We start from the raw sequence: 16,301 nt of genomic DNA on the forward strand, positions 1-16,301 counted from the left end.
TCAGGGCGTTGTGGTGGGCTCGCGCGTTGTGGTCGGCTCGGCGTTGTGGTCGGCTCGGCGCCGTGGTCGGCTCGGCGCTGTGGTGGCGTCCGGTGCGGGCGGGGTCAGGCCGAGGCGCCGGTGTAGCGGCGCAGCGCGAAGAACCAGAACCAGCGGGAGGCGGCGAAGAACAGCAGCGCCAGCCCGGCCGCGCTCAGCGCCGAGGTGTACGTGAGGCGCCCGGTCAGCGCCTCGGAGGGCACGGTGACGGCGAAGGCCACCGGGACGGCGAAGGTGAGCACGATCCGCAGCCAGCCGGGGAAGATCGTCACCGGCCAGCGCCCGGCCTCGCCGAACAGCGACTGGAAGATCGCCAGCACGTTGTCGAGCCGGACGAACCAGAACGCCATCGTGCTCAGCGCCAGGATGAAGCTGTAGACCACCACCAGCCCGCACAGCAGGGTGAGCAGCGACAGCACCACGTCGACCACCGACAGCGAGGCCTGCACCCGGGTCATCCCGAACACCACCACCCCGAGCCCGACGAGGACGTCCACCAGCGCCTGCGGCCGCACCACCTGCACGCTGGCCAGCAGCTGGGAGTCGGCGGGTTTGACCAGGGTGAAGTCGAAGGTGCCGAGCCGGATGCCCTCCATCATCGCCTCCATCGACGGCCGCACCACCAGCCCGAGCACGCCGCCGATGAGGAAGTGCACGCCGATCAGCACGAGCAGGTCGTAGGGCCCCCACCCGGCCAGGTCGGTGGTCTGGCCGAACACCACCGACAGCCCCAGCACCTGGGTCGCGAGGGTGATCACCGCGTTGACCACCGAGAGGACGAAGTCGGAGCGGTACTGCACGAGGTTGAGCACGCCGAGCGACAGGTAGGTGCGCAGGATCCGCAGGTCGTGGCGGACCAGCCCGGCCAGCCCGCCCTCCCCCGGCGCCTGCCGCGGGCCGGACGTCCAGTCCGCGTCGAGCCGCTCGCCGGTCACGAGCCCACCGCCGAGTAGACGCGGACGGCGCGCCGCCAGACCACCCGCAGCAGCACCAGCGCCACCAGGATCCAGCCCAGCTGGGCGAGGTAGCCGACCCACACCTCGGCCCCGGTCCGACGCCCCAGCGCCACCTCGACCGGGAAGGACACGATCCAGGGGAACGGCGAGGCGTGGGCGAGGGTGCGCACGGCCTCGGGCAGCACCGCGAGCGGGGCGAAGGAGCCGCTGAGGAAGAGGAACAGCGAGAAGTAGAGGTTGTTGAGCGCCGACACCTTCGTCAGCCAGAACGCCGACAGCGCCAGCACCCACTCGAGCAGGAACCGCACCGCCATCGCGAGCACCAGCGCCGGCAGGAAGGTCAGCACCTGCACCACGCCGATGCCCGAGACGTCGCCGCCGAAGCCGATGACCAGCAGCACCATCGCCGGCAGCACCCCGACCAGCCCGATGACCTTGTAGCTGAGGTTGTCGCAGACGTCCTTGTGGATCGGGTGGATCGGGCGCAGCAGCAGCGGCGACATCGCCCCGGTGCGGATCCGCCACTCGAACTCCCACATCAGCCAGATGAAGGTGAGGTGGTCCACCAGCATGGTGATGGCGAAGTAGGTGACGAACTCGGCTGAGGTGAACCCGTTGACCTCTCCAGCCGGGCCGGCGACGGTGCGCCAGACCACGATCGAGACCATCGGCTGGATGACGGTGGTGACCACCCAGATCGCCACGGCGCCGCGGTAGGCCAGGTTGTTGGCCGTCGACGCCCCGAACTCGCCGACGTAGTAGCGCCGCAGCGCGCCGAACGAGACCTTCGAGAAGTCCGGACGCCCCGACACCGGCCGGGTCGCGACGTCAGCCACCGTCGACCTCCGCGCTGGTGGCCTCGAAGACCTGCTCGATCACCGACTCGATCGGCGGCTCCTCGATGACGAGGTCGCTCACCGGCAGCCCGGCCAGCAGCCGCGCGGCCACCCGGGGCGTCTCGGCCTTGGGCACCCGGACGCTGAAGCCGGTGGCCGAGCGCTCCACGGCGTGTCCGTCCACCAGCGGGCCCAGTGCCGCCGGGTCGAGCGGGTGCTCGTCGGCGAGCTCGACGTTGATCGTCTTGTCCCCGGCGAAGCGGTGCACCAGCTCCTCCAGCGCCCCGTCGAAGAGCAGCCGGCCGTGGTGGATGACGATGACCCGCCGGCACAGCGCCTCGACGTCGGCCATGTAGTGGCTGGTGAGCATCACGCAGGCGCCGGTGCGCCGGTTGTACTCGGCCACGAAGGAGCGGATCCGCCGCTGCATCGCCACGTCCAACCCGATGGTCGGCTCGTCGAGGAAGAGCACCTGCGGGGCGTGCAGCAGCGAGCCGGCGATCTCGCACTTCATCCGCTCACCCAGCGACAGGTTGCGGACGGGTTTGCGCAGCAGCTCCTCCAGCGCCAGCAGCTCGCTCAGCTCCTCGACCCGGGCCTTGAAGTCGGCGTCGGGGATGCGGAACACCGCCTGGTTGAGCTTGTAGGAGTCGAGCACCGGGATGTCCCACTGCAGCTGGTTGCGCTGGCCCATGATCAGCGCCATCTGGCCGAGGTAGCGGCGGTCGCGCTCCCACGGGACGTGGCCGAGCACCGTGGCGGTGCCCGAGGTGGGGTGCAGCAGACCCGACAGCATCTTCAGCGTCGTGGTCTTGCCGGCGCCGTTCGGCCCGAGGAAGCCCACCACCTCACCGGGCTCGATGGTGAAGCCGACGTCGGTGACCGCGTGCACCTCGCGCCGGCGGCGGCGCACCAGAGCCCCGACGGCAGCGCGCAACCCGCCCTCGCGCTCGGGCACGAGGTAGGTCTTGTGCAGCCGGTCGACGGTGATCGCGGTCATCGCACCTCCTGCGCCGAACGCTATCGCCGGGGTCCGACAGCTCCGAGCCATTTCCGGCTCCGTCCGCCCCACCGGCAGAACCCGGGGATGGGCGCGGCCACCACCCGCTACGCTCCAGCTGCCCGCCGACCGGCACCGACCACGCGTCGCGATCCCGCCCCGGGCCAGCCCTGCGGTCACCGAGGAGGATGCAGTGAAGCGCCGCACGCCGCCTGCCGCCGCGACCGGCCGCTCCCCGCTGTGGGGTCCGATGTTCCGGCGGCACCGCCGCCCGCTCGTCCTCGGCTACCTGCTGGCTACCACGCACCAGGTCTGCGAGGCGCTGGTCCCGGTCGCGGCCGGCTATGTGATCGGGATCGCGGTCGCCACCTCCAGCGTCCCCGCCATCCTGCTCGGGGTCGGCGCAATCCTGCTGCTGTTCGCAGTCCTGGCGAGCGCGGCGGCCTACGGCTACTACCTGATCGGCAAGGCGGCGGTGACCGAGGCCCACCTGCAACGGGTGGCGGTCCTCCGGCGCATCCTGGGCGACCCCACCGTCGGTCGGGACCGTCAGGCCGGTGAGCTGCTGTCCATCACCAGCTCCGACACCCAGGGCGCGACCCAGCTGATGGAGACCGTCGGCGGGCTGCTGGCGTCCACGGTCGGGCTGACGGTCGCCGCGGTGGTGCTGCTGCGTATCGACCTGGTCCTCGGGCTCGGCGTCCTCGTCATGCTGGCGGTCCTGGTCGGCGGTGTCCGGCTGCTCTCGCCGTACCTCGAGCGCCGGCTCAGCGCCCGCCAGCAGGCCGTCGGGCTCTCGGCGGCCGTCGCCTCGGACCTGCTGACCGGGCTCCGCTCGCTGCGCGGGTTCGGCGGGGTGGCCGAGGCCGTCCGGCGCTACCGCACGGCGAGCCGCCTGTCGCTGGACGCGACGGTCCGGGCCACCAGCTCCAACGCGGTCGTGGGGGCCACCAGCCGGCTCGCCACCGGCGCCCTGGTGGTGCTGACCGCGGCCGTGGCCGCGGGCTACGCGGTCGAGGGACGGATCAGCCTGGCCGAGCTGGTCACCGTCATCGGCATGGCGACCTTCCTGCTCGATCCGATCGGTCACATCACCCGCTCCGTCCAGGAGCTGGCGGTGAGCTGGGCCAGCGGGCGCCGGGTCGCCGAGCTGCTCACCCCGTCCGCGTCCCAGGCCGCGGTGGACGACCAGCGACCGGACGGGCCGCTCCAGCTGACCGCCGTCGTCGACGACGGGCTGGGGCCGCTGTCGCTGACCCTGGCGCCGGGGGAGCTCCTGGGCGTCGTGACGACCGACGTCGCCACCGCCGACACGCTGAGCGAGCTGCTCGCCGGCTCCCGGGCCCCGACGGCGGGCACGGTCTGCCTCGGCGACGTCGCCGTCGCCGAACTCCCGCCCGCCGCCGTCCGCTCCCGGCTGCTGGTCGAGCCGCACGCGGTGCACCTGCTCGGCGGCTCCCTCGCCGCGGCCCTCGACACGGGGGGCGGTGCCGAGCGGCAGGTCGAGCTGCCGGCGGCCCTCGACGCCGCCGCCCTCCGGGTGGAGGACCTGACCGGCCACGCCGACGCCACCGGTCCCGGCCCTGCACTGGCCGACATCGCCCTGCTGGACCACGGCGCCAACCTCTCCGGCGGGCAGCGCCAGCGGGTCGCGCTCGCCCGCGCCCTGCTGGCCGACCGGGACGTGCTGGTGCTGCGCGACCCCACCTCCGCGGTGGACGCCGTCACCGAGGACGCGATCGCCGCCGGTCTGCGACGGGTCCGCGCCGGCCGGCGCAGCACCGCCGTCCTCACCACCTCCCCGCTGCTGCTGAGCCGGTGCGACCGGGTGCTCTTCGTCGACGCGGACGGCTCGTCCACCACCGGCTCCCACGCCGATCTCCTGGCCGTCGACGCCTACCGGTCGGTGGTGCTGCGATGAGCGCGCGGGGGCAGGACGCCGGAGCCGGCTCGACCCGGGACCACCAGCTGCCGGTGGCCAGCGGGCGGGACACTGCGGCGGCCGTCGGCCGGGCGGCGCTCGCGCTGCCGCGTCTGGTGGTCTCCAGCACCGTGGCCGCCGTGGTGGGCAGCATCGCGACCATCGCGACCCCGGTGCTGCTGGGCCGGATCGTCGACGTGGTGCTCGCGGCGGTGGATCGGCGCACGGACGTCTGGGCCGCGTTGACGCCGCTGCTGGTCGCGGTGGCCGCGGCGGTGGTGGTGGGTGCGGTGCTCACCAGCCTGGCGCTGCGCGAGGCCGAGCGGCTGGGCGCCTCCATCGCGGCGGACCTGCGTGAGCGGGTGGTCGACCGGTCGCTGCGGATGGCGCCGCAGACCCTGGAACGGGCCGGCGTGGGCGATGTCAGCACGCGGGTGACCGAGGACGTCGAGGTGTTCACCCGGTCCGTGCCGACGATCTCGGCGGTCATCAACTCCCTCATCACGGTGGGCGTGTCCGTGGTCGCCTTCGCCGCGCTGGACTGGCGGCTCGCGCTGGCCTTCTTCACCGTCGTCCCGGTGTATGTGCTCTCGCTGCGCTCCTACCTGCCGAGGGCTGCGGTGCTGTACGCCGAGGAGCGGTCCCGTGCCTCCACCCGCTCCCGCGTGCTGCTGGAGTCGGTGCACGGCAGCCGGACGGTGCACGCCTACGGCATGGGCGAGCTGCAGACCGACCGGGTGCAGGGTGCGTCCGAGGCGGGTCTGGCCGCGGCGCTGCGGGCCCGGCGGGCCTTCGCCGGCTTCGCCTGGACCATGAACGCCGCCGAGGCCGTCGGGCTCAGCGCGCTGGTCGCCTGCGGCTTCCTGCTCGTCCGCGCCGACCTGGTGACGGTCGGGGACGTCACCGCGGCCGCCCTGCTGTTCCACCGCCTGTTCGGGCCGCTCGGCCTCCTGCTGACGTCCTTCGACGACGTCCAGCGAGCAGCCGCAGCGCTGGCCCGGATCGTGGGCGTCGCGCGGATGGACCCGCCGACCTCGCGGGTGCGCCCGCCGCGGCTGTCCACCGCGACGGTGCGGCTGACCGGCATCCGGCACGCCTACGACGATGGCCACGAGGTGCTGCACGGGATCGACCTGGTCGTCCCGGCGGGCACCTCGCTGGCGGTCGTCGGCGAGAGCGGCGCCGGCAAGACCACCCTGGCCGCCATCGCCGCCGGCGTCTTCCCCCCGTCGGCCGGGACGGTCGAGCTGGTCGACGGCGACGACCCCGGCACGGTGCTCGACCTGGCCGATCTCGACCAGGTCGACCTGCGCTCGCTGGTGGGCCTGGTCAGCCAGGAGAGCCACGTCTTCGCCGGGACCCTGCGGGCCGACCTGCAGCTCGCCAAGCCCGACGCCACCGACGACGAGCTGGAGGCGGCGCTGGACGGCACCGGAGCCGCGACCTGGGCGCGGGCGCTGCCGGACGGCCTGGACACCGTCGTCGGGGCCGGCGGGTACCCGCTCACCCCGGCCCAGGAGCAGCACCTGGCCCTGACCCGGCTGTACCTGCGCGACCCACCCGTGGTGGTGCTCGACGAGGCCACCGCCGAGGCGAGCAGCGCCGGCGCCCGCGACCTCGAGCGGGTCGCCGAGGAGCTCCTCGCCGGCCGGACAGCGGTCGTCGTCGCCCACCGCCTCACCCAGGCGCGCGCCTGCGACCGCATCCTCGTGATGGCCGACGGCCGTCCGGTCGAGCTGGGCCACCACGACGAGCTGGTCGCGGCCGAAGGGATGTACGCCCGGCTGTGGCGCACCTGGACGGCCTCGGGCCGGGACGCCACCGCCTGAAGCGGGGTCGGCCCGCGCTCGAACTGTGCAACCGCGGCGACCATGTGGCCAGCAGCCGTCCGGCTGAGGGTGCCGAACGACACGGTTCCGCTCCGGAGCTGCACATCCGGCACCCCCGACTTCGTTGACCAGGGCCACCAGCCGGGGAACCGCCGGCTGAGTCGGTCCAGCTCCACACCGTGGCGCCTCAGGCCTTCAGCTGAGGCCACCACTCTCCAGCCCGATCCGCTCCCGTGATTCGCAGACGTGATCAGTGACGATCCGCTCCTCGTCGAGTCAGCGGGAGCGGGCGCCGATCATGATGCAGCAGACGAAGTCGGTGGGCGAGTGCGAACCGCATCCGTGGGTCAAGTTCAGCGACCCTCCAGGAAGCGTCGAATCCAGGAGCCGGGTGCGGGTCGACCGTGCTCACTCGTGCGTAACCCGACTCAGGCACACGTGACTCGCTGCTCAGAAGTCGCCCGTGCTGCCCTCTCGGGACAACCTGTGCAGTGAGCGCGGTTTTCGCACGGCTCTGCAACGGCGATTCGCGCTACCGCTAGGGCTGCTCGAAACCGATCGTCACTGGCTCGCTCTAGGGGGGCACGCCATCCGTGACGTATCCCCGGGCGACTCTCCTGACGTTGCAGTTGTCACCCCGCCACCGGGCATCTCATCGTGCGGGGTAAACGTGCATCAGGCTCAGGCCATGGCGCGGCGCGCGAGTCGGTTGCGCCACACGAGCTGGAAGGACCGCTTATCGGGCGCTGCGGAAGTTAAGGCTTCGATCGCTGTGGCTCAGCTGTTGCTAGCCCGGTTTCGGAGGCTTCTTGTTCGAGGTGGTCGGCTCCCGCCTCGTGACTTACCAAGCGCCTGGCCCGCCGAAGGAAAGCTATGGGAAGACGAGAACGCCGCAAGCGGGGGCGTGGCTAACTTTGCGCCCAGAGGGCGGCGACGGCGGGGCGTGCGAGGGTTGTTTGGCGTGCGCACAACGCGATGGTGAGGTCTGGCAGGGCCGTTTGAGGGTGTTCAACGACGAGGTGGGGGCTGGGCGCCGCGGTGATGACCAGCTCGGGTAGCGCGGCGACGCCTCGACCGGCGCGGGCCAGCGATAACACGGCTTCGTGGCTCGCGGGAGCGGCGATGATGTCGGGAACTACACCGAGGTCACGAAACCATGCGTTGACTCGCTCTCGGGCGAGGCCGGCAGCGGGTAGCAGATACCGGCGACGCGCGATCGGCGCTTCCATCAGCTCTGCGATGGCGGCGAAGACGACCGGGGTCGTGGTGAGTGGCTTGATCGCGAGACCCTCCGGCACGTGGTCGGGGACGGGGACGATCGCAATGTCGCTCGATCCTTCGAGGATCCGTGGCAGCGCGGACACCGCGTCGCCGGTTTCCAGGTCGATGGCGAGATCGGGATGCCGGAGTACGAGCACTCGGATGAGGTCGGGTACCAGCAGGGCGGCGGCAGTTGGTGTGGTGTGCATCTTGATATGACCGAACATGGCCGGTCGCGGGCCCTGTCCGCTCTGGTGGGCCTCCCACGCGCTGACCGTGGTCGCGGCGAACTCCGCGAAGGACAGGCCCGCCTGCGTGATCGCGACTCCGCGTGGCCCGCGCTCAATGAGCTGTTCACCAGCGTCGCGTTCGAGTCGTTGCACCAGACGCGTCAGGGTCGATGCGCTGACGTGCTCGGTCTCGCTCGTGCGCCGGAAGCTCAGCGAATCGCATAGTCGCAGGAAGACGCGAAGTTCATCGACGTGACGCACCGCCCCTCCTCTCCCACTAGTTCCGCAATGCGCAACAACCTATCGCTGATGTTGCGCTTGTTGGTGCATACGTTTCGTCGCCACTCTGAGACTGTGCGTGAGACCAGTTCCGTGCTGCACGTGTTCCAGCGCCCCGGGTACCCCCTCTACCTCGTCACCGCAACACTGTCGCGCATCACCGGCACGATGTTCAGCGTCGCGGTGTTCCTGCTGTTCCTCGAGCGCACCGACAACCCAGCGACCGCGGCGCTGATCGTTGCGGCCGGAACGATCCCCGCCGCGCTCTCAGGCGCACTCCTCGGCGCATGGCTGGACTCGGTGGCCCACCCACGGCTTCTCATCGCCATCGATCAAGGGACCAGCGTGCTCGCCCTGGCCGGGCTGCTGATCGGAGCGGGCGAGCTGCCGACGCTGGCATGCGCGGCACTCGCGGTTGCATACGGCGCGACCAGGCCGTGGTCGATAGGCGGATTCACCCGCGCGATCCCCGAACTCGTGACTACTGAACAACTACCCGCGGCGAACGTCTTGGAGTCGGTGAGCTTCAACACCGCATTCATCATCGGCCCGCTACTCAGTGCCACCCTCGCCGCCGCGGGTGGCGCTGACCTCGCAGTGCTCATCGAGGTACTGCTCACCGCGGTAGCGACCGTTCTCGTCCTGGCCACGACCGTGCTCGACCGACGACCTTCGGCATCGAGTATCCCGTCGTTTCGGCGCGCCTGGGTCCAGGGGTGGACGGTGCTTCGCGACCGACGGGATGTCACCGCATCGGTAGTCATCGCTACCCTCTGGACGGGACTGAGCGGCTTCTACGTCGTCCTCTTTCCACTGCTCAGCGCCGCGACTCTCGGTAGCCCCGATCACGGTGGGCTCATGTGGGCGCTGTCCGCCACCGGATCGATACTGGGCGCCTTCGCCAGCCGGCGGATCGTGCAGGCCGACTTCTCTCGTCCCGCCCTCTCGTTGCTGCTCTTGCTCTCCTCCGGGTGCACCATCTGCTGGCTGGCATCGAGCCCCGTCGTCCTCGGCGCGACCATCCTCGGCGCAGCCGCAGGGGCGGCGCCGCTCATGCTCCTGTGCGCACAGATCCGCCTCGCTCGAACGCCACCCCCGGCTCGCGGCAGCATCTTCACCATCCTCGGCAGCCTCAACCTCGGAGCCTCCGCAGTCGGCACGGTGATCGCCGGATCACTTGCGGCGGAGTGGGGAGCCGCCGCCGCCACCCTGATGCTTGGTGCGTTCACCGCGACCCTCGCCCTCGTGGCCTGGACTGCTCTTCGCCGCCACCAACCACCGACCACATCAGCGAGAGGAACCGACTGAGATGCCGAGTACGGGAAAGGCCACCATCGAGACCATGAACAGGGGCGCTCGGGTTATTGCTGTCACCGGAGGCTCGCGAGGCATCGGAGCGGCGATCGCTCGCCGTCTTGCCGGAGAAGGCTACGCAGTAGTCGTCGGTTATCGCTCCGGCAAGGACACGGCGGATGACCTCGTGCGTGAACTGGGCGCTCTGGCGTCTACCCATGCCGTGGAGGTCACCAACCCTCAGTCCCTTGACTCCTTTCTCGACTTCGCGGAGGCCGTCGGACGGCTGGTCGGCGTGGTCGCCAACGCTGGAGCGGTACGCGGTCGGATCCCCCGTCACTCGACCCTGCGATTCTTCGCCACGACCTCGAGGTCAACCTCCTCGGTCCCGTGCTCACCTGCCGCGCCGCTGCGCCACGTCTACAGGAAGCGCACGGGTCGATCGTGCTGCTCGGGTCGGCTGCCACCACGAGCGGCAGTCCGGGAACCTACGTCCACTATGCCGCCGCGAAAGCAGGGGTTGCCACCCTCACCGTCGGGCTGTCGAAAGAGCTTGCACCATCGGGCGTCCGCGTGAATTGCGTCGAGCCCGGCACGATCTGGACCGACTTCCACCTCGACCCGGACCGTCCAACGAAGGTCGCCTCATCCATCCCCCTGGGCAGGGCGGGACAACCCGAGGAGATCGCGGGCGCAGTCGCCTGGCTCCTCTCCGATGACGCCAGCTACACCACCGGCACAGTGCTGCGCGTGGCCGGCGGTCTCTGACTCAAGCGAGGCGTGGACGCCCTGAGGACGATCCCCTACTGACACACGGGGGGCGTCGCGCTACTGGCGCCCAGCAAGTCGCCTGCTCGAAACCTCTGATCGGAAAAGAAGGTGGCGTGGGTCACACGACTTTCGAGCGGCGATTCTGAGCCAGCGTGTCGCCGACCTGGCGAGACCGCTCGAAAACCATCGTCACTGGTCCGGCTCCGGAGGATCACGCGATCTGTGACGTATCCCTGCTCGGCTCTGCCAGGTTGCAGTTGTCGCCCCATCACCGTGCATCTCACCGTGCGGGGCATACGTGCATCCGCTCGCCTTGTGGGGTGCCGGTCACCGACTGGACGGCCTGGGCCAGTGAGGGGCCCCCTTGAGCGTCGCGGTGTCGAGTCCGCCCGTGCGACCCGTGGGGACTGTGCAGGGTCAGCAGCCGGCGTCGCGGGCGGCGTCAGCCAGTCCCTCGAACGCTCGATCGACCCATCCTTCGGTGAGTGTGGCCGACCCCATCGTGGCCGGCTTGTCGATGAGGTGGAACTTCAGGTTGTCGATGTGGGCCAGGATCCGTAGCCAGGGCAGCGCCCTCAGCTCGACCTCGGGCAGTGGTCGCTCGTCGACGTAGCCCTGCAGGAACGAGTCGGCGAAGGCAGTCGACAATGCTCCGGCCAAGTCCTCGACCTGCCAGCCTGGTCCGGCGAGGTCGAAGTCGTAGAAGTAGACGATGCCGTCCTGGTCGACGTGGATGTTGTCCAGCGACGCGTCGCCGTGTCGGAGACCCCATCGCAGGCCCTGGTCAGCCAGACGCTCCAGCTCGGCTCGCGCTGCGGCGGCGCTGCGCTGCACTAGTCGCTGCTGAGTGCTCCCGGGGTGAAGCACCGCACTGACCGTTCTGGTTCGTCACCTCGTCGCACGCTGCGTCGCGGATAGGTGCTGGTGAACGCGTCGGCGGCATTGTGGATTCGGGCGAGGGCGGCACCGACCGACTGGTACAAGCCGTCGCTCCATGGCGGTTGTGGCTTGCTGCCAGGAACCCATCGGGTCAACGTGAAGCAGCGCGGTCCCTCCGGTGCTTCCAAGACTCCGGCCGAGCTCCCGGTGGTCGTCGCGACGTCCGCTGCCACCGGCAGACCGGCCTCGACCAGGTAGCGGGCCAGCTGTTGCTCCCAGCGGACCTCGTCGGCTTCCAGCCGTCCCGTTCCGTAGACCTTCAGCACGTAGGTATCGGTCCCGGTGTCGATGCGGTAGACGTCGTTCATGAACGAGCGCACCAGGGTGGCGGCAGAGGGCTGGATCGAGTAGTTGTGTGCGACCAGCTCCATCGCGGTGGCCACCGACGGGAGGGACCTGGCCCAGGGGCTCGTCGGCGACGAAGTGCTCACAGGTGTGCAAGGTACGGGCCGCCCGGGCGTGCCCGCACCAACATTCTGTCGTCGGAGTGCGCTATAGGATCACAGCCCGCTGAGGAATCCCTCCGCAGGCGTCAGCACGCCGATCGGTCATCGGAGCAGGCGTTGTGCCGCCTCGGGTGACTCCTCGGTCGCCCAGGCGAGGAGTCGGGAGTGCCAGCGCCCGAGGCGATGGCGGGCCGGCTCGGGAACCTCGGGATTGGACTGCCAGGACGACCACTCATCGCTACGCAACCAGCCGAGGCACCCGACGACCCGGTAGGCGAACAGCAGATCGGGTGAAACACGCTTGCCGTACCCGGCGAAGAAGGACGACGGTAGACCGTCGAGTCCCCTTCGAGGGAAGCACTGAAGCAGCATCGCTGCCTATCGACCCGGCTTGCATCAGTCCACAGGCGGACCTTCTTCGCGATGGCCACCTCGCTGGTGATGGCGGGCCGTTGTCCGGGATTAGTCATGCCGCGCGTGGTGACGAGATCCGCGGTCCACTGACGACCGTCACTGAACAGTCGAATGCGTGGCGCCCAGGATGTCCGAGCGGTGGCATCTCGGAACGCTCCCAGCCAACCTCCCGCATCGACAATCCAGCGAGAAATGCGGCGACTCCCGCCACAGCCCACACCACCCCATTGGCCCAGCTACTTCAGGGCGGCACCATGGGGCCGTGGCTGGGCGACGAGGGGGCGCCAGTGGTGACCGATGACTGAGGACTCATCGAGCGTTGAGGTCCTCATCCGGTTGTTCGCCGGCTGGGCAGAGTCGGAGCTGTGGCACGACGGGCCGGTCCCCTACGAGGAAGCGCGCCTGGACCCCTCCCTGGTCACTCGGCTGCAGGAGTGGGCGAACGAGCACTACCGCGCCTACGCCGAGCACGGCGACAGCCCGACCGACACCCGCGACCGACTGGCTCACCACGGTGTGGCACTGGCCCAAGAGGTGGCGCAGCAGCTGGGCGATGGCTTCATCGTGGAGGTCGACGATCCGACCCGCCCCGGAAAGCTCCGACTTCGAGGGGACAGCCGCGAGCTCGGAGGCTGCTGCCGCCCTACGGGCTAGAGCGATCAGCGCCCGGGCCCGACAAGAGCAGCTGCGGAAGTCGGCGCAGGACAGGACCTGCTACTGGACTGCATCCAGTTCGACCGCAGGACCAGCCGGTGCGGATGATGGCGCTGAGGCCCGACCTGAGTAAAGCACACTTGTCATGAGTGGCAAGCATGCTTTACGTTGGGCGCATGTCAAAGACACTTGTCACTCCTGCGAAGACCTACCACCGCGAACTCGCGGTGGCGATCGCGGCGTACGTCGTCCTGCTGCTGATCGCAGTCCTGGCACTCCCTGCTCTTGAGACGTCACCTTGGCGGTGGCCGTTGATGGTGCTGCCGGTGCTGCCCGGCCTCGGCGTGGCGTGGGCGCTGCTGCGCTTCATCCGCCGCAGCGACGAGCTGCAGAGCCGGATCGTGGTGGAGTCGCTGGCGATCGGCTTCGCCCTCGGTTCGCTGGCCACGCTGGGCTACGGCTTCCTGCAGCTGGCCGGGGCGCCGCCGCTGTCGTGGATCTTCGTGTGGCCGGTCTACGGGCTGTCCTGGGCGGTCGGCTCCCTGATCGCCCGGCTCCGGTACTGAGGCACCGCGGTGGAGAACATCATCCGGGACCTGCGCCTCGACCGCGGCTGGACCCAGGCCGACCTCGCCGCCCAGCTCGGAGTGTCACGCCAGACCGTGAACTCGCTGGAGAAGGGGCGCTACGACCCCAGCCTGCCGCTCGCCTTCACCATCTCCCGCGTGCTCGGCCGACCGATCGAGCAGATCTTCACTCCAGCCGACCACCTGCCCGACGGTCCCGCCGCGGGGTGACCCGCGCACCTCGCGGCCTTGCTGAGCGGTGCTCGGTGTCTGGGCTCGCGGTGCCCACACCAGCGCGGCGCCAGCGAGCGCCTCGGACCGGTGGGCGTTGGGGCACGGCGTCTGCTAGCGGCAGGACGTGGGGGTAGGACTTCACCAGCCGACCCCTCATCGCACGCGAGAGCAGCCTCCGAGCCAGACTGCTGCGAGCCCGCGCGTCACCAGGTCTACGCCGCTGCCGTGCCGGATGGCGTACACCGGCTGCCCATAACCAGTCGCCATGTTCGCCGGCACGGATCAAGATCAGGCATGGCGATGATATGCCGTCTGCAGCGCGACGACGACCAGGACCTGATCTATGACGTCCACAGAGCAGCGTTCGCCTCAGATCTGCACGGCCGGCTTCCGGCTGCGATCGGCTCAAGCCCGCAGTTCGTGCCAGGGTGGTCGTGGGTGATCGAGCGTGACGACGAGCTGATCGGTCATGGGATGGCGAGCTGGACATTCCTCGACCTCGACGGCGGTGGATCGGTCGACGTGCCGCACCTGTCCCCCCTCGCAGTCCTGCCCGGACACCAGCGGCGCGGGGCCGGCTCGGCGCTGATCGGCGCGATCACTGATGCCGTCGACCTCGCTGGCGCCCCGTTCCTGCTGCTGGAAGGGTCGCCGGGGTTCTACGGCCGGTTCGGCTTCCAGGACGCACGGATCCACGGCGTCCGCTTCCCGTTGCCCCCTGGAGCACCAGCAGGAGCCGGACAGCTTCGCCCGCTGACGTCCTACCGGCAGCTGGCAGGGCGCGTCAGGTACCCGCCTGCCTTCCTCGCGGCGACTACTGCATGAAGGCATCTCGGAGCAGATCGCCGAGGAGGTCGACGAGAACCGCCCCATACGTGAAGTGTGATGCGAGGCACGGGGGACTCACCGTTCGGCATCGGCCGTACGACGGGACTGCGTAGTGGTGGATCGCGAGATGGGGCTGCGAGACCGCGTGGTTGCTTTCACCTGCCGGGAGTTGCGCTGGCAGAGCTGTCACGTGATCTCCGGAGCCAGCGGGTACGCCAACGACGTGTGGCGGCTCTCCGGTGAGGGTGAGCAGGTCCTGGTCAAAGTCAGGAATATCCCCGAGGAGGATCCTCGACAGATCGACGGTTACGCACGCGCACACACTCATGGCTGCGTGCGGCTTCCCCACGCCGCGGCTACTCGCCCTCGACCGGGCAGCTGAGGACTTCGGGGGGCGACAGGTTTCCATTCTGCAGTTCTGGCCGGGTCGGTCTCTGGCTGATTCAGTTGCTGGCAGCGCCGGACTCGACGCCAAGCTGGGTCATGTCGAGTTGTTCGGGGCGACCACGGCACAGCCTGCATGCGGTGCCTGTGGAGCCTGACGTCGAATGGATCGACGGTGCAGGAGGGCTTCACGCGTCGTGGGAAGAGGTCGACTGCGAACGATCGACATCGCCGCCGACGAGGTGTCCAACGCAGATCGATCCGTCAACGGAGCGGATGAGGCAGCTCAGCTCGCAGAGCGGGCAGCTGATCGCCTCCGGCGCCTGACCAGCAGCATCGGCATCGAGCGCCCGTCCCTGGTGCATAGGGACCTGCACCTGGGAAACGTCCTCTTCTCCGACGCCAGCACCCCGTTCATCATCGACTTCGAGATGGTGAGGGAGTGGGACCCGGTCTTCGACCTTGTCAAAGCTCTGTCGGTGCTCAGTAGCTCGACAACAGTGACCGAGGCGTTCCTCAGCGCATACGAGAGCGTACGCACTTGAGGATGACTGGCGGTGGCGCCTGTTCGTCTACCGGGGCCTCGGTGGCTTGCTCAGTGTCGCTGAACTGCTCGACGGGAACTTCGCGTACAGATCGAGCCCGCCTCGCTTCGCATGTGGCTCGACGCCGATCTGGATGCTGCGCGGGGTCGAGGATCGCCGACTGACACAACGGCAGGCGGTCTGGGGAGCACGCTCATCCACGGCTGATCGAGACCCCAGCTCGAAACACCAAGCGCACGATGGCGACCGCGGAGCGGCTCAGGGTCAGCGGATACCGCTCACCCGGAAGTCAGCGCGTCCGGCTGCGCCGTCGCTCGCGAAGAAGGACGCTTCTTCCCGCATCCACCGCTCCCACAGGCCCCGGTGCTCCTGCCCATCCCGCTGGAGGCCACGGCGCAGCCGGTCCGCTGGCGGAGCTTCGACCCACACCCGGCAGGCGAGGCGCGATGAGATCGCAGCGCGGGTGCAGGTCACCCCTTCGACGACGACCACGGGAGCCCACGGCACGGTTCGCCACGGACCCAGGGTGTCGCCGGTCCAGTCGGTCCAGTCCCGCTGCTGGTAGCGGACGTCCCGACCATCGAACAGCGGGTCCAGCACCTGCTGCTCGAAGCGTGGCCACCACCCGGCGAAGTCGTTCCAGGAGACGAAGTCGTCGACCGGGATGAGTGGCGCATCGAGCGCCCGGGCGAGGGGGACGGCCAGGGTGCTCTTCCCCGAGCCGGAGGGGCCGTCGATCCCGACGATGCGAACCCCGTCCAGCTCTGCGGCGAGGGTGGCTTCGGCGATGGCCGCCACGATCGGGTCACTCGATCCGGGCATGCGAGCAGGCTAGGTCGAGGGTCAGCGACTGAACACCCGTAGGGACGACTGCGGT

Annotated in this window: 16 protein-coding genes and 1 pseudogene; 10 read left to right on the forward strand and 7 right to left on the reverse strand. The window is 69.8% G+C overall.

Translation table 11 applies throughout. The features are described 5' to 3' along the window. Window positions 1-104 precede the first annotated feature (104 nt). From DVA66_RS00250 to DVA66_RS00260, 3 genes are read right to left on the reverse strand one after another with little or no spacing between them, the layout of a single operon-like run. A complete protein-coding gene (locus tag DVA66_RS00250) occupies window positions 105-974 on the reverse strand; it encodes an ABC transporter permease (protein ID WP_157973732.1) in 870 nt (289 codons plus the stop codon). Next, entirely contained in the window at window positions 971-1,831 is an 861-nt protein-coding gene (locus DVA66_RS00255) for an ABC transporter permease (protein WP_114558206.1), read from the reverse strand. The genes DVA66_RS00250 and DVA66_RS00255 overlap by 4 nt, the downstream gene beginning before the upstream one ends. Continuing rightward, on the reverse strand, window positions 1,824-2,831 hold the full coding sequence (locus DVA66_RS00260; protein WP_114558207.1) for an ABC transporter ATP-binding protein: 1,008 nt from the start codon (window positions 2,829-2,831) through the stop codon (window positions 1,824-1,826). The genes DVA66_RS00255 and DVA66_RS00260 overlap by 8 nt, the downstream gene beginning before the upstream one ends. Window positions 2,832-3,024: 193 nt before the next feature. On the opposite strand from DVA66_RS00260, the gene DVA66_RS00265 reads away from it, so the two are divergent. Continuing rightward, on the forward strand, window positions 3,025-4,752 hold the full coding sequence (locus DVA66_RS00265) for an ABC transporter transmembrane domain-containing protein (protein WP_114558208.1): 1,728 nt from the start codon (window positions 3,025-3,027) through the stop codon (window positions 4,750-4,752). Next, window positions 4,749-6,581 (forward strand): ABC transporter ATP-binding protein, encoded by a 1,833-nt coding sequence (locus DVA66_RS00270; RefSeq protein WP_114558209.1) that lies wholly within the window; start codon window positions 4,749-4,751, stop codon window positions 6,579-6,581. The genes DVA66_RS00265 and DVA66_RS00270 overlap by 4 nt, the downstream gene beginning before the upstream one ends. Window positions 6,582-7,489: 908 nt before the next feature. Here DVA66_RS00270 and DVA66_RS00275 read toward each other — a convergent pair. Then, a complete protein-coding gene (locus DVA66_RS00275; RefSeq protein ID WP_114558210.1) occupies window positions 7,490-8,332 on the reverse strand; it encodes a LysR substrate-binding domain-containing protein in 843 nt (280 codons plus the stop codon). Between the two features lie 93 nt (window positions 8,333-8,425). On the opposite strand from DVA66_RS00275, the gene DVA66_RS00280 reads away from it, so the two are divergent. The 3 genes and pseudogenes from DVA66_RS00280 to DVA66_RS21845 all read left to right on the forward strand — a co-directional run bounded on the left by DVA66_RS00280 (window position 8,426) and on the right by DVA66_RS21845 (window position 10,411). After that, window positions 8,426-9,658 (forward strand): MFS transporter, encoded by a 1,233-nt coding sequence (locus tag DVA66_RS00280; protein WP_157973733.1) that lies wholly within the window; start codon window positions 8,426-8,428, stop codon window positions 9,656-9,658. A 34-nt stretch (window positions 9,659-9,692) separates the two neighbouring features. Then, a pseudogene (locus tag DVA66_RS22060) lies at window positions 9,693-9,911 on the forward strand (SDR family NAD(P)-dependent oxidoreductase); the annotation flags it as partial. Between the two features lie 122 nt (window positions 9,912-10,033). Then, window positions 10,034-10,411 (forward strand): SDR family NAD(P)-dependent oxidoreductase, encoded by a 378-nt coding sequence (locus DVA66_RS21845; RefSeq protein WP_269801576.1) that lies wholly within the window; start codon window positions 10,034-10,036, stop codon window positions 10,409-10,411. A 420-nt stretch (window positions 10,412-10,831) separates the two neighbouring features. Here the strand turns inward: DVA66_RS21845 and DVA66_RS21850 are convergent, their stop codons facing one another. Together DVA66_RS21850 and DVA66_RS21855 are read right to left on the reverse strand one after the other, a co-directional pair. Then, complete coding sequence (locus tag DVA66_RS21850) at window positions 10,832-11,248, reverse strand: phosphotransferase enzyme family protein (protein WP_157973734.1); 417 nt, start codon at window positions 11,246-11,248, stop codon at window positions 10,832-10,834. Beyond that, window positions 11,248-11,736: a phosphotransferase enzyme family protein gene (locus DVA66_RS21855; RefSeq protein WP_114558213.1), complete on the reverse strand. Its 489-nt coding sequence runs from the start codon at window positions 11,734-11,736 to the stop codon at window positions 11,248-11,250. The genes DVA66_RS21850 and DVA66_RS21855 overlap by 1 nt, the downstream gene beginning before the upstream one ends. 774 nt (window positions 11,737-12,510) lie before the next feature. Here DVA66_RS21855 and DVA66_RS00300 point away from each other — a divergent pair. From DVA66_RS00300 to DVA66_RS00320, 5 genes are all read left to right on the forward strand, one after another. After that, complete coding sequence (locus DVA66_RS00300) at window positions 12,511-12,867, forward strand: hypothetical protein (protein ID WP_114558214.1); 357 nt, start codon at window positions 12,511-12,513, stop codon at window positions 12,865-12,867. 176 nt (window positions 12,868-13,043) lie between these two features. After that, complete coding sequence (locus tag DVA66_RS20690; RefSeq protein WP_157973735.1) at window positions 13,044-13,433, forward strand: hypothetical protein; 390 nt, start codon at window positions 13,044-13,046, stop codon at window positions 13,431-13,433. Between the two features lie 9 nt (window positions 13,434-13,442). Continuing rightward, window positions 13,443-13,664 carry a helix-turn-helix transcriptional regulator gene (locus DVA66_RS00310; protein WP_114558216.1) on the forward strand — a complete coding sequence of 74 codons (222 nt, stop codon included), beginning with the start codon at window positions 13,443-13,445 and terminating at the stop codon, window positions 13,662-13,664. A gap of 297 nt (window positions 13,665-13,961) precedes the next feature. After that, window positions 13,962-14,492 (forward strand): GNAT family N-acetyltransferase, encoded by a 531-nt coding sequence (locus DVA66_RS00315; protein ID WP_114558217.1) that lies wholly within the window; start codon window positions 13,962-13,964, stop codon window positions 14,490-14,492. A gap of 551 nt (window positions 14,493-15,043) precedes the next feature. Beyond that, complete coding sequence (locus tag DVA66_RS00320) at window positions 15,044-15,424, forward strand: phosphotransferase (RefSeq protein ID WP_114558218.1); 381 nt, start codon at window positions 15,044-15,046, stop codon at window positions 15,422-15,424. A gap of 264 nt (window positions 15,425-15,688) precedes the next feature. On the opposite strand, the gene DVA66_RS00325 is transcribed toward DVA66_RS00320, so the two are convergent. Then, the gene (locus DVA66_RS00325) at window positions 15,689-16,246 is read right to left on the reverse strand and encodes a uridine kinase family protein (RefSeq protein ID WP_114558219.1); all 558 of its coding nucleotides are present in this window, start codon (window positions 16,244-16,246) and stop codon (window positions 15,689-15,691) included. Window positions 16,247-16,301: the final 55 nt, after the last annotated feature.

Origin of the sequence: Desertihabitans aurantiacus (assembly GCF_003344635.1) — a bacterium.
Classification (GTDB): domain Bacteria; phylum Actinomycetota; class Actinomycetes; order Propionibacteriales; family Propionibacteriaceae; genus Desertihabitans; species Desertihabitans aurantiacus.

Excerpts from the sequence above, each read along its gene's own strand:
- DVA66_RS00320 (WP_114558218.1), top strand. The coding sequence starts at position 15,044 with ATGGATCGACGGTGCAGGAGGGCTTCACGCGTCGTGGGAAGAGGTCGA.
- DVA66_RS00270 (WP_114558209.1), top strand. The coding sequence starts at position 4,749 with ATGAGCGCGCGGGGGCAGGACGCCGGAGCCGGCTCGACCCGGGACCAC.
- DVA66_RS20690 (WP_157973735.1), top strand. The coding sequence starts at position 13,044 with ATGTCAAAGACACTTGTCACTCCTGCGAAGACCTACCACCGCGAACTC.
- DVA66_RS00315 (WP_114558217.1), top strand. The coding sequence starts at position 13,962 with ATGGCGATGATATGCCGTCTGCAGCGCGACGACGACCAGGACCTGATC.
- DVA66_RS00300 (WP_114558214.1), top strand. The coding sequence starts at position 12,511 with ATGACTGAGGACTCATCGAGCGTTGAGGTCCTCATCCGGTTGTTCGCC.
- DVA66_RS00260 (WP_114558207.1), bottom strand. The coding sequence starts at position 2,831 with ATGACCGCGATCACCGTCGACCGGCTGCACAAGACCTACCTCGTGCCC.
- DVA66_RS00325 (WP_114558219.1), bottom strand. The coding sequence starts at position 16,246 with ATGCCCGGATCGAGTGACCCGATCGTGGCGGCCATCGCCGAAGCCACC.